The sequence below is a fragment of the Nostoc sp. UHCC 0252 genome (genome assembly GCF_034931145.1).
GTDB lineage: Bacteria > Cyanobacteriota > Cyanobacteriia > Cyanobacteriales > Nostocaceae > Nostoc.
This window is the reverse complement of record NZ_JAYGHE010000003.1, coordinates 82727-95388: the sequence shown is the minus strand read 5'-3', so window position 1 is coordinate 95388 and position 12662 is coordinate 82727. Positions and strand designations below refer to the sequence as shown.

Genomic DNA, 12662 nt, shown 5'->3' with positions numbered 1-12662 from the left:
GGGACAAGGGGAAAGTATTTGTTTCAAGTTCTCACCTCTTGTCCCCTTGTCCCCCTGCCCCCTGCCCCCTGCCCCCTGCCCTATCCCCTTCTGTGATACCAGTCATACCACTGCTTGGCGCTACGAACTGCAAACCAAAGCAGTATTAAAGCAATTAATCCTCCTTGCCAGGGAGCATCAAAGGCAAAAAGTACTAGAGCAATGCACAAGGTATCTTGAAGAAAGACCGCCCACAAGGGTAAGCCACGTAAGCGATAGAACCAACCAACTTGAACTAGCTGAAGTACCAAAGCTAATGAACCCCCAATACAGGCAATCAACCAGTGTGGTGTTGCTGTTGCATTAGCGACTGCTAAACCCATAATTGCCCCCACGATGGGAGACATGAATAACTGAACCAGTTGTAACAATCTTTGTCCCCATAGCTTTTTTGAGGCTAATAGTTCAACTAAAGACCAAAAGGTGAGGCAGCCTAACAATAGTGGTGGGGAAATGTGAGATAAAATTGGAACTTGTGACCATAAGTTACTACCCTGCAATAGTCCAATAATTAGCAAAGGTATGCCTATTCTCATTCCTGCTGCGGCAGAGGCAGAAAGTGTGGCTAGGATTTCAATCATTAAGGTACTCGTAGGACTAACAAATAAGTAAGTATTTGTTATGTATACTACCCAGTGCTAAGAATAATTCCAGCATTAAACATCCGGTATTCAGCAATAGACTAGGATGTTGACTTTGATGAAATTTAGTGATTTTCGGTTCATGCTATTTTTGTGAGAGTCAAAAATATCTCTTTTGTCATTGCGAGCGGAGCGAAGCAATCCCAGGCGATTGCTTCACTCCGCTCGCAATGACTACACAAATTTTGCATGATTTTTTACCTCCTCAAAAGGCATAGAGTTAAAACCCTAGCAATAGACCTCTTGCAAAAATCCTTGAATCACCCCTCCCCTTGTGAAGGCTATCTATTACCCAGATATTTCTTAACAAACAGACAAAATACTTAAAATTTAGACCAAAACGGTTGATGGATATAGTTGTGAGAGAAAGTATAGTTGTGGGTGATGGTGCATCATGCAAAAATGGGCAGAGTCAGAATTGCAACAAGCAGACTTAGGGGATACGAGAAGAAACAAGCGCCTTGTACGTATTGTGAAAGATTTGGCAGCCCAGCTAGTAGCGTACCTCAAGCTTGGGGAGACATAGCAGCGACAAGTGCAGCGTATGATTTTTGGAATTTACCATATTTTCAGCCATCAAATATCCGTAATGCCCACATCAAAAGCACTTGTTTAACATAGTAAAAAACACAGCTAATGACTAACTGAATAAATAATTAGCCATTAGCTATCAGGACTTACGCAAAATCATGAAAAAACGAACCGCAAAGGACGCAAAGGACGCAAAGGAATAAGGTTTCAGAGAGTTATTGCGTAAGTCCTAGCTATTAGAAAGTAGCATCCTTTAAGCAGTCCGAAAACGCGCTAACTCTTCACCAGTCTTCGCATCGTGGGCGTGGACTGTACACACCAAACATGAATCAAACGATCGCGCCACATGACCAACTTCCACTGGATCGCTAGAATCGTAAATGGGTGTCCCAATTAAAGCTTCTTCAATGGGGCCGCGGATTCCTTCACCGTCACGAGGGCCGATATTCCAAGTACCTGGGGCAATCACTTGGTAATTTTTAATCTTACCACCCTCCACTTCCACCCAGTGAGATAAAGAACCGCGTGCTGCTTCGGTTGCACCCCAACCGCGTCCATCTTTTTCTGTGGGTTTGATATACCAAGGGTCGTTTAATTTGAATTCGCGCAAACAATGTTCAGCTTGCCGATATAACTTGACAAGTTCGTGAACTCGTGCTAGCTGACGCACATGAATACTAGCACCACCCATCTCTTTGAATACATCTAGGATAAATCCGTCGTAGTGTTGCCAAGATTCGCCATGTTTACCACCGGCGACTAATTGACGCGCTAAGGGGCCAGTTTCCAAGCGTCCGAAGTCTTTGTGCAGGACTGCACTCGACCAAGAATAGGCGTTATCGAAGTCCTTTGTATTGATTGCAGTGGGTTTAGTGGTGCGATCGCTAGGGTGAATATCCTCTGTCCCCTCATCGTACCAAGAGTGAGTTGTATTCTCGCGGGTAAATGACTGATCCATTAAAACGTGAGTGTCTGCGAAGCTGTCGTACACTCCACTTTTCATGATCATTGCCGCATTTCGCCCTTCGATAGTCGGCTTTTGGTATTTATCTTCATGGGCTAAATATCCCCAAGTCACATATTTACCAACACCAGCGCCATATCTATCTAGACCGATATCTAAACCCATGCGCCAATAAAAACCTAAGTCGGAATCTCGATGATTTCGGTCTTCATCCAACCAGTCTCTAAAGTCATCATAAGTTTGGATTTGTTCATAGCGTTCTAATGAACAACCTAACCACACTGGTTCTAACCAATTAGTGCGGAAATATTCGAGAATCGCCCAAGCGCGGGTAATGTCTGTTAAGGTTGGGGCGCACATCACGCCACCGGGAACCATGTAGCTAGAATGTGGCCATTGTCCGCCTAAGAGTGCATAAATTTCTACGGGTTTAGCGGAAATTGTTATGCCTAGTTCGTAAGATTTGCCAGTGAAGGCGGCAAAGCGTTTAACAGCTTCCTCATAAAAGCGACTATTGCGGTATTTTCTATTTGTTAAGTCAATAGCAAACAAACCATAAAAATAGCGGGGGATGCTTTGAATTGTCTCGACAATTTGACCGAGATTTCTCGCCAAAATTGCATTGCGAGGAACTTCTGTTTCCCAAGCTGTATCTAATGCCCAAGATGCACAAGTTAAGTGAGAACCGCCGCAAATACCGCAAATGCGAGGTGTAACTATTAATCCGGCTTGGGGGTCTTTACCGCGTAGGATAACTTCAAATCCGCGAAATAGTTCCGCGTGTGTCCAGGCGTTGACTACTCTTCCGTGTTCAATATCGACTCGGACATCTAAATCGCCTTCAACTCTACCAACGGGCGAAATGTCTAATGATTGAATTGTCATTTGTCATTTGTCCTTTGTTATTTGTCATTTGTCCTTTGTCATTAGTCATTTATCATTGGTAATTATTCACTCGCCTCCCTGTAAAATGGTCGAAATACTTGATTTTTCGTTGAAGGGTAGAGGGGAGTATGAAAAATTATAGTCATTGGTCAAATCACAAAGGACAAATGACTAATGACCAATGACCAATGACTAAACTGTAAAAAAGTCTTCTTCTGCCCAAGGTGGCGCTGCATCTTTTGCAACCATTGTGAGTAAGGCGTAGTCTTTTTTGTTGACTCCTGGCGGTAATTCTTTGGGAACTCCCATTACTGTTTGGGTTTTAAATACGGTTCCTGGTTTGAGGTCAAAGAAGGGAAATTCTGGTTCTGTGCAACCTAAACAAGGCATTCCGGCGCGAGTTTTGGATGAGACGCGGTTCCATAAGATGCGGTTGCAGGAGGAATGAGTCATGGGGCCACGACAACCCAAGTCATAAAATAGGCAGCCTTTGCGCTGACCAAATTCGGCGGTTGATGCTTTGTAGGCAAAGTGGACGTTGCGGGTACAACCTGTTTGGGTATAGGTGTTGAAGAAGGTTTGAGGACGATTAAGTTCATCGAAAGCAATGTCTGCTATGCGTCCAGTAGCGATCGCAACTAATATCTGCGTAATCCAGTCGGGATGGGCGGGACATCCAGGTATATTAATTACAGGTAATCCGGCTTGAGACACAAAGTCTTTCCCTAAAAAGCCGCCTTCTTGACGTTTGAGAAATTGTAAACCTTCCGATTCGCTGGGGTTGGGTGACATGGCAGGAATTCCTCCCCATGTGGCACAATCTCCCACGGCTACAATAAATTTAGCGACTTTGGCGAGGTCTGCTAACCAATCTTTCATGGCGCGATCGGCAAACCGATTCCATTCACCAGTGCCGTTGGGGGCGTTAACAACGCTGCCTTCAAATACCAAGATATCTAAAGGAATTGTGCCAGAAATACAATCCCGCAGCAGCTTTTGTAAGTTGTTACCTAGTTCCAATCCCAAGGAAGGATGCCAAAGTAAATTGATGCCAAAGTCGGCAATTAAATCGCAGACTGTCGGTTCTTCGGCATTGAGAAATGACATGGTGTTGCCTGAACAAGCACCACCTTGTAGCCATAGTACGTTAGTCATCGGCTAGGTATTTTTCTATTGTTTACCATGCATGATGTAGGTGATAATGCTTGTAAAGTCTCACCTGTTTATCAATATTTATTTTTTAATTTTAAGATATTTTTTGTCTAATTCACTTTCATTAAAAAAGAATTAATCATTAACAATAACTGAGTTTTTATCAAGCTCATTTTAAATGATTATCTCTATTGTATCTGTAACATATTTAACAAATAAAGAATAGTAAAAATATTAGCTTTTTTTTGACATCATGACATTAAATAACCTTTACGTACTGAATTTATTTTGGTTATAGCTCTGTTATGAACAATAAGATCCCCGACTTCTCAAAGAAGTCGGGGATCTTAGTCTCTCGATTTTCACAACTAATTTAGGATTACTATATAAACTGTTAATTTGTGCAAAAGGATAAGTATTTGAAGCAGTTAGATTTTAATGCAATAACCGATTCAAATTCAGTAAAATCTTGGGGTACAACACTTTGCACCCCGTCAGCTATATATAAGTTGTTTTAAGATTTTGGTTGTGCAGCTTGCCTAACAATTTGTTCGTCCAAACCTAACGCTTGAGCTATCTGTTCAATACTCAAACCCAACCTTAGTAACTGGGGTATCGTTTCTAACTTACCTTCTTGCCTACCTTCTTGTTTACCTTCTTGTTTGCCTTCTTGTTTACCCTCTTCAAAAACATCTTGGTAAAATCTAGTTTGCCTTAAGTCATTTAATCCAAACATTTTTCCTATCTCCTCCTGGGTCAATCGTGGCAACTTATAGATTAATATCGTCTCTATCAATTGTATAATTTCCCTAATAGTAGCGACATCTGGAATTTGCTGTCGGGCACTGTTGACTATCTCTATAGCTCTTGTTGTCGCAGTTGATTCGGGTTCAATGATGAGTTTAACTGTCTCTATACCGATTGATGATGTTTCAATTGAGCTTAATTCGTCAAGATAGACGCGAGTTACTCGTTGGGAGTTGAGTAATTCTGTATATCTTTCGGTATCTCCAGTATCAACGCTGCGGTTGGGGAAGATGACAACACCACGCCAATTGTTGGTTAATTCAGTTTTGTCGAGATAGTTAAAGATTTCAGTAAATAAGCGTGAGTAGAATTTTTTGTCTGGTTGAAATTGCACTTCAGCAAAATAAATCGGTAAGTCTGGCGTATTTGGGAGAAAAACACCATCGATTCTAAACGCCAGTTGTTTGACTTCTACTGAAGAAAATTGGTAAACATTAGCTAGTTGGGGCGGTTGGTTAATCAGTTCAAAGAAAGTAGTAGGAATACTCTGAAAGATCCGATAGAAGATACTGTCTGTTTTCAAGGTAGCTTGTTTTACAGTCGTTGATGAATATATTTTACACTTCGACGATCCCGTGACAAATCTTTTGAGTATACAAAAATTAACTGGTAAGATAGTGCATATATGTATGTCAACAATTCAATAAATAATATTCGGATTGTGTCGAGTGATGATACAAAAAGTGTTTTCAAAATATTAGGTGTTTAAAGCTGACATTAATATTAGCAATTACCCCCTAGAATTTTAGAAATAGGGTGTTTTATAGTAAACAAATTGATTCGGCATGGGGTATTGGATATTGGACATGGGATCGATTTCCCTAGTCCTTAATCATTAGCCCTAGTCTCAGATAAAAAAGGGGAATTCCGCCTAAAGGACTCGAAGCCTGCGTAAATCAGTATGGCCCGTGATGAAATGCGTAAACGTGTCTCGTTCGTTCATGGGTGTTAACAGACTCAATTCCCAATTGGCTAGAGTACGGCAGAGTTATGACCCCCAGCATTACAGATTCAGCAGTGAAGGCTGCGGTAGCAGCTGTTGCTTCAGAGTCAGCCTCAGCAGAAGAAAAAATCCAGATGCTGATTGAGATAGCACAGGGTTTTCAAAAAAAGCCCAAAGCTGCCCAAGACTTGCGAAATGCAGTTGGGTTATATTACCGGGCCTATGAAATGTGTGGTGAGGAGTATCCCCTATTAAAAGCCAGGGCCCAGGTGGGTATGGCGGGGACGTTACAGGCAATACCGGATGCTGATTACCAACTGTTGATGCAAGCTAAAGTCGGTTATGAAGAGGCATTACCGATTTTACAACAATTAGCAACGCCAGAGGAAGTGGCAGAGACGCAAATGAATTTTGGGCTGGTGTTGCAGTCGCTTGTGCCATTCAATTTGGCGCGGATAACCGACAGCATCCAGGCTTATCATGAGGCGTTGCGGGTGTTTACTTGGGAGGATTACCCCCAAGAATACGCGATTTTGTATAACAATATTGCGATCGCTTACCTTTCTATGCCCCTAGCATCAGAACGGGAATACTTGCGTCAAGGGTTAGCTGTGCAATCATTTGAGGTGGCACTAAAGCACATTAATTTGATTGACCATCCTAGAGAATATGCGATGTTGCAAAACAACTTAGGCAACGCTTTGCAATATCTAGTGAGTTCCCATCCTGTGGAGAATAACTTAAGAGCGATCGCAGCTTATGACGAAGCGTTAAAAGTGCGTAATCTCAAAGATACACCTTTAGAGTACGCTAACACAATTTCAAACAAAGCCAACGCCCTATTCAATTTACCAGACGACCCAGAAAAACCGGAAGCTGGTAATCCTAAAAATCTTTTGCAAGCGCGTGCTTACTATCAAGCTGCTTTAAAAGTATTTACGGAATATCAACAAATTGAACAAGCAGAGGTGGTAGTTCAAGCACTACAAGATGTAGAAGCAGAAATGAAGGGTTAGGAGTTATGAGCCTCATTTAATTCCTATCACTTTAACAATGAGCAAAAAAACAGCATGAGAGATATTTTAACAACGCCAAATCTGATAAATTTTCTCACTAGTTTAGCAGATGGCGAGCTGAACATAGCAACAGAATTAGTGTGGCTAATCATAGCAGCAGCCTTATCTATGGTTGGCGGTGCAATTGGTGGAATGCTATTAGCTGGAAAGGATATAGGCTATCAGTTTTCAGCAATGCTTGGAGCATTATTTGCCCCTGCGGGTGTAATTCCCGCCATCCTCTTAGGGCTTGCCGCCTTAAATTTCTTGGCAAATTATTAGGAGAAAAATGTTAGAGATAGGTTGGTTTTCTGCTAAGTTATTTTTTAAAGGAAAACTACTACGCGACCCAGTGTATTTTGTCAAGCAAACTACTATTGGTATTGCTGTAGGTTTCTTACTGCTCGTGTTACTCGCACAAGCCCCGATTCCCTTCTACCTACCAATAATATTATCTAGCTTAGTAACGGGCATGATTATGCCATTCCTCCTCAAAGACTTCAAAATGAAGTGATTTGTCATTGATGAATAACCAATGCCTAATGTCCAATGACAAATGACAAATGACAAATGACAAACCTGGAAGAATTGGTTCAAGAAATTAACCGTTTTGAGGCAATTATATCCGAGTGGGATGAAAGCCAACGGTGTGTAGCAGTAGGTTTAAAAAGAGCAATTGAAGCTTTGCATAAGGCTGCATTTACTAATTTGATTAAAAGCCTGAAAGAAGAATCAATGCCAGCTTTGCGCCATGCAGTTGCAGATGAAGTAGTCTATGCAGTGCTACTTTATCATGAATTAGTCAAACCACCAAAACCTCCGCTTTCACAACGCATTCAGATAGCACTTGAAGAAGTTCGCCCAGCTTTAAAAAGCCATAACGGTGATGTAGAATTAGTGGCAATTAAACCACCAGATACAGTAGAAGTTAAATTAATCGGAACTTGCAGCAGTTGTCCGACTTCTACTTTAACTTTATCTCAGGGAATAGAACAGGCAATAAAAAACCATTGTCCCGAAATTACCAAAGTAGTGGCAGTCAATAACAGTTCTACTGTTAATAACGCTCATTCTAGTTTAATCAGTCCGTTTTCTGCAAAAATAACTTGTACTTGGATGAAAGTAGCGACCCTTGATGAAGTTCCTGAATTTAGCGTAGTGGTAGTACAACTTGCTGGTACTTCACTAATTTTACATCGCCAAGGTGCTACAGTAAAATGCTATCGTAATGGTTGCGCTCATTTAGGATCTCCCTTAGAAAAGGGTAAAGTTGAAAATGGTATTATTACCTGCCCTTCTCACGGATTCCAGTACAAATTAGAGACAGGTGAATGCTTAACTGCACCTGATATTTCGCTTCAGTCGTATCCAGTCAAGATTAAAGGCGATAAGGTTTTTGTGAAACTGCAAAAATGATGCAAAGGTAACACGGCAAATATACTTGACGATTAGTCAATCACAGCTACTTTGCTTTTTCATTTCAGTAGTTCGCGCATTGCTTTTAGTATTTTGTGCAAGCCAAATGTCTGAATGCTTCCTCAATATCTTTAAATTAATTCTCATTTGTGTAATTTAGGTATTGATTTTAGTGTTTTGAGAAAGTAAAGAGGCATATTACTTTCTCAAAAGGTCATTTGACTTATTCAAACCCCTGTTTGCTTACTCATTTTGGTGTTTTCCGCAAGCAAAATCAGCTTTTACTTTCTCAAAAGCAGCTTTCACTTATTCATTTTGGTGTTTTCCGTAAGCAAAAGCAGCTTTTACTTACTCATTTTGGTGTTTTCCGTAAGCAAAATCAGCTTTTACTTTCTCAAACCCCAGTTCGCTTACTCATTTCAGTACATCGCGCACTCATGCAAAAGATTCGCCATGTAGCAAAAGTTACTAAGGTTAGCTAGATTTTTTTAGAATTGATTAATACCGAAGTTGATTAAAAGTTTGAACTGAATTTGAAAGAAGCATAATGCAAAACTGTTACTGTTGTTACACGCTAATCAAGATTAATGTTTTTAAATAATTATTAGCGTCTAACTGCGGTTTATGGATATCCCAATTATAATTAATCCCATATCACAATTACCGCTAGAAGGAACAGAAGTTTCTCAATATTTACCTCTATTACCTCAAGGTGCAGAGGTAATTTTAGGCAATATTATTGAACCAGAACAATTAGTTATACCTGTAGCACCTAATGCCACAACAATGTTTGGGCCTCGTGGTGCTTGTTTGTTATCAGAAACTGGCCCTTTATGGGTATCAGATACTGGACATCATCGATTATTAGGATGGCAAAATTTACCTACAAGAGATAGTCAAGAGGCTGATTGGGTAATTGGACAACCTGATTTTTACCATGAAGGACAAAATGCTAAAAATACACCGGGAAGGGCAACTTTAAGTGTACCAACAGGGATTTGTGCTTGCGGCGAAGGGTTAGCTGTAGCAGATGCTTGGAATCATCGGGTTTTAATTTGGAAAAACTTACCAGAAGATAGCAATGTTCCAGCAGATTTGGTGTTAGGGCAAGTTAATTTTACTGATAATGAACCAAATCGAGGAAATCAGCAAGCATCTGCTAGTACAATGCACTGGCCTTATGGTGTTTACTATCATCAAGGACGGCTATTCATTGCTGACACTGGTAATCGAAGACTATTAATTTGGCATCAGTTACCAACAGAAAATGGTCAACCTGCTGATTTAGTTTTGGGACAACCGGATATGATATCTCGTAATGAAAACGGCGGTGATTCTCCAAACGCAGCGAGTATGCGTTGGTGTCACGACATCGCCTTTTGGGGAGAGAATTTGGTTGTCAGCGATGCAGGTAATCACCGAGTAATGATTTGGCAGGGAATGCCTACAGAAAATAATACTCCTTGTGCAGTAGTTTTAGGACAAAAAAGCTTTGATTTTGTGGAAATGAATCAAGGAGTTTATTATCCTAGTGCTAGTAGTTTAAGTATGCCTTATGGTGTAGCAGTGGCTGGAGATTGGTTAGTAGTGGCAGATACTGCTAATTCTCGTTTGTTAGGATGGAGAAAGCCAGAATCAATTTTATCACTGCAAGGTGTAATGGCAGATGGGTTAGCAGGACAAATAAATTTTCAAAACAAAGGTGAAAATCGTAATTTTGGATTGCCAAAACGAGATAGCTTAAATTGGTGTTATGGCATAAAACTTTGTGGCAATACGGCAGTAATTGCTGATTCTGGAAATAACCGAATATTGCTATGGCAGTTTAATAATTCGTAATTTTTAAAAGTAAGATTTGTATGGCGACTGAAGAAATTAGAGTTCGCGGCACAGTTCAAGGAGTAGGGTTTCGTCCTACTGTATATCGTCTTGCTAAAGCCTGCGGTTTGGGTGGAGATGTTTGTAATGATGGTGAAGGTGTATTAATTCGGGTATCCGGTAGTGAGGAAGCAATAACCAAATTTATTGCCAGATTGCAAACAGAATGTCCACCATTGGCAAGAATTAATCAATTAGCAAGAACTCCTTATGAAGGTGACTTAAAATTTGATAACTTTGTGATTTCTACTAGTATTAGTAATGCCATTAAAACAGAAATTACCCCTGATGCAGCCACTTGTCCACAATGTCAACAAGAAATATTCGACCCTTTTAGCCGCTTTTATCGTTACCCCTTTACTAACTGTACTTATTGCGGCCCTCGCCTGAGTATTATTCGTGCCATTCCTTACGACAGAAGCAATACCAGTATGTCTGCGTTTGCTATATGTCCCGAATGTGCAAAGGAATACAATGATGTTGAAAACCGCCGTTTTCACGCCCAACCTGTAGCTTGTCATGCTTGCGGCCCCACAGCTTGGTTAGAACGTGCTGATGGTAAATCGGTTACTGCTTCCATGTTTTCTATGCTAGATGATGTGGATGCCGTTTGTACCTTGTTGCAAAAAGGCGAGATTGTCGCAATTAAAGGGCTAAGTGGTATTCATTTAGCTTGTGATGCGACTCAGGAAACCGTTGTACAAAAACTGCGTCAGCGTAAAAAGCGCTATCATAAACCTTTTGCTTTAATGGCGCGAGATATTAAGGTAATTGAAGAATATTGCACAGTCAACGCCAAAGAAAAAGAATTATTGACAAGTTCTGCTGCACCAATTGTTTTGCTACAAGCGACAGGTAAAAAAGTAGCACCATCGATAGCATTGGGGCAAAATACCCTTGGTTTCATGCTACCTTATACGCCTTTACATCATTTAATTCTCCGGCGGATGAATCGCCCAATTGTTTTAACAAGTGGTAATCTTGCAGATGAACCACAATGTATTGATAACGACGAAGCAAAAGATAAATTAGGGACAATCGCTGATTACTTTCTTTTTCACAATCGAGAGATTATTAATCGAGTAGATGATTCAGTGGTGAGAGTTATCGGTGATAAAATTCAAACAATTCGCCGTGCTAGAGGATATGCACCAGCATCTATTAGCTTACCACCGGGACTTCATAATGTACCGCAAATTTTAGCGATGGGTAGTGAGTTAAAAAATACCTTTTGCTTATTACGTGAAGGAGAAGCAATTATCTCTCAACATTTGGGAGATTTAGAAAATGCTGCGGCTTTCAATGCCTATCAAGAGACTTTAAATTTATACTTAGATTTATTTAAACATAAACCAGAAGTAATTGTCATTGATAAACATCCAGAATATCTCTCAAGCAAACTTGGTAAAAAACTGGCAGATACAAATCAAATTCCAATTCATCAAATCCAACATCATCATGCTCATGTTGCTGCTTGCATGGCAGAAAATAGAATTCCTTTAAATTCTTCTCCAGTATTAGGTATTGCTTTAGATGGATTAGGCTACGGTGATGATGGTACGCTCTGGGGCGGAGAATTTCTTTTAGCAGATTATCGCCAATTTCAGCGACTAGCAACATTTAAACCAGTGGCAATGATTGGTGGTGAACAAGCAATTTATCAGCCTTGGCGTAATACTTATGCCCAATTAATATCTGCTCAACTTTGGGATGATTGCCAACAACAGTACGCTGATTTAGAAATCGTAAAATTTCTGAATAAAAAACCGCTAAAACTACTCAATCAACTTATAGAGAAAAAAATTAACTCTCCTCCAGCTTCTTCAGTGGGGCGATTGTTCGATGCAGTAGCGGCGGCTATCGGTATTTGCCCTGAAGAATGTAGCTATGAAGGACAAGCTGCGATCGCAATGGAAGCTATAGTAGATGTTAGCAGCTTAAATAATGATAAAGAAACGCTAATTTATCCTTTTAACTTTAGCATTTCAGATAGTATTTACTATATAGACCAGCGTCCAATGTGGCAAGCCTTACTTAATGACTTGCAGCAGCAGATTCCACAACCAGTTATTGCTGCCAAATTTCATAAAGGTTTAGCTAATGCCATCGTGGAAATGGTTAAGCATCTTTACCAAGAAAATCTGATTAATCAGGTAGCTTTAACCGGAGGAGTATTTCAAAATTGTATATTGTTACAGCAAGTTACCAAACGATTAGAAACATTGGGAATAAAAGTACTCACTCATAGCTTAGTTCCAGCTAATGACGGCGGCTTATCTTTAGGACAAGCAGTTATTGCAGCCGCGCAATTAATACATGAGTCTTGATATTTTACAAGCTTTCTGTCACAA

General features: G+C 40.4%; 11 protein-coding genes and 1 pseudogene. 8 read left to right on the top strand and 4 right to left on the bottom strand.

The genetic code is table 11. The features are described from left to right. Positions 1-80: 80 nt before the first annotated feature. Entirely contained in the window at positions 81-620 is a 540-nt protein-coding gene (locus VB732_RS02615) for a DUF4126 domain-containing protein (protein WP_323229255.1), read from the bottom strand. Between the two features lie 454 nt (positions 621-1074). Between VB732_RS02615 and VB732_RS02610 the strand changes: the two are divergent. Further along, a pseudogene (locus VB732_RS02610) lies at positions 1075-1289 on the top strand (transposase); the annotation flags it as partial. A gap of 175 nt (positions 1290-1464) precedes the next feature. On the opposite strand, the gene VB732_RS02605 reads toward VB732_RS02610, so the two are convergent. From VB732_RS02605 to VB732_RS02595, 3 genes are all read right to left on the bottom strand, one after another. Beyond that, positions 1465-3060, bottom strand: a complete 1596-nt coding sequence (locus VB732_RS02605) for a nickel-dependent hydrogenase large subunit (protein ID WP_323229254.1) — start codon at positions 3058-3060, stop codon at positions 1465-1467. Between the two features lie 192 nt (positions 3061-3252). Further along, positions 3253-4215: a hydrogenase small subunit gene (locus VB732_RS02600; protein ID WP_323229253.1), complete on the bottom strand. Its 963-nt coding sequence runs from the start codon at positions 4213-4215 to the stop codon at positions 3253-3255. Between the two features lie 511 nt (positions 4216-4726). After that, on the bottom strand, positions 4727-5542 hold the full coding sequence (locus tag VB732_RS02595) for an Rpn family recombination-promoting nuclease/putative transposase (protein ID WP_323229252.1): 816 nt from the start codon (positions 5540-5542) through the stop codon (positions 4727-4729). A gap of 467 nt (positions 5543-6009) precedes the next feature. Here VB732_RS02595 and VB732_RS02590 point away from each other — a divergent pair, with 467 nt between their 5' ends. The 7 genes from VB732_RS02590 to hypF all read left to right on the top strand — a co-directional run bounded on the left by VB732_RS02590 (position 6010) and on the right by hypF (position 12638). Then, entirely contained in the window at positions 6010-6978 is a 969-nt protein-coding gene (locus VB732_RS02590; protein ID WP_323229251.1) for a hypothetical protein, read from the top strand. 54 nt (positions 6979-7032) lie between these two features. Then, positions 7033-7299 (top strand): hypothetical protein, encoded by a 267-nt coding sequence (locus VB732_RS02585; RefSeq protein WP_323229249.1) that lies wholly within the window; start codon positions 7033-7035, stop codon positions 7297-7299. A gap of 7 nt (positions 7300-7306) precedes the next feature. Beyond that, positions 7307-7531: a hypothetical protein gene (locus VB732_RS02580; RefSeq protein ID WP_100900555.1), complete on the top strand. Its 225-nt coding sequence runs from the start codon at positions 7307-7309 to the stop codon at positions 7529-7531. 56 nt (positions 7532-7587) lie between these two features. Beyond that, the gene (locus VB732_RS02575) at positions 7588-8433 is read left to right on the top strand and encodes a NifU family protein (protein WP_323229247.1); all 846 of its coding nucleotides are present in this window, start codon (positions 7588-7590) and stop codon (positions 8431-8433) included. A gap of 239 nt (positions 8434-8672) precedes the next feature. After that, positions 8673-8915: a hypothetical protein gene (locus VB732_RS02570; protein WP_323229245.1), complete on the top strand. Its 243-nt coding sequence runs from the start codon at positions 8673-8675 to the stop codon at positions 8913-8915. A 142-nt stretch (positions 8916-9057) separates the two neighbouring features. Then, complete coding sequence (locus VB732_RS02565) at positions 9058-10272, top strand: hypothetical protein (RefSeq protein ID WP_323229244.1); 1215 nt, start codon at positions 9058-9060, stop codon at positions 10270-10272. Between the two features lie 20 nt (positions 10273-10292). Beyond that, positions 10293-12638, top strand: coding sequence for a carbamoyltransferase HypF (gene hypF, locus VB732_RS02560; RefSeq protein WP_323229243.1), 2346 nt, complete (start codon positions 10293-10295; stop codon positions 12636-12638). The last annotated feature ends 24 nt before the right edge of the window (positions 12639-12662 follow it).

Excerpts from the sequence above, each read along its gene's own strand:
- VB732_RS02615 (WP_323229255.1), bottom strand. The coding sequence starts at position 620 with ATGATTGAAATCCTAGCCACACTTTCTGCCTCTGCCGCAGCAGGAATG.
- VB732_RS02605 (WP_323229254.1), bottom strand. The coding sequence starts at position 3,060 with ATGACAATTCAATCATTAGACATTTCGCCCGTTGGTAGAGTTGAAGGC.
- VB732_RS02600 (WP_323229253.1), bottom strand. The coding sequence starts at position 4,215 with ATGACTAACGTACTATGGCTACAAGGTGGTGCTTGTTCAGGCAACACC.
- VB732_RS02590 (WP_323229251.1), top strand. The coding sequence starts at position 6,010 with ATGACCCCCAGCATTACAGATTCAGCAGTGAAGGCTGCGGTAGCAGCT.
- VB732_RS02585 (WP_323229249.1), top strand. The coding sequence starts at position 7,033 with ATGAGAGATATTTTAACAACGCCAAATCTGATAAATTTTCTCACTAGT.
- VB732_RS02580 (WP_100900555.1), top strand. The coding sequence starts at position 7,307 with ATGTTAGAGATAGGTTGGTTTTCTGCTAAGTTATTTTTTAAAGGAAAA.
- VB732_RS02575 (WP_323229247.1), top strand. The coding sequence starts at position 7,588 with ATGACAAACCTGGAAGAATTGGTTCAAGAAATTAACCGTTTTGAGGCA.
- VB732_RS02565 (WP_323229244.1), top strand. The coding sequence starts at position 9,058 with ATGGATATCCCAATTATAATTAATCCCATATCACAATTACCGCTAGAA.
- hypF (WP_323229243.1), top strand. The coding sequence starts at position 10,293 with ATGGCGACTGAAGAAATTAGAGTTCGCGGCACAGTTCAAGGAGTAGGG.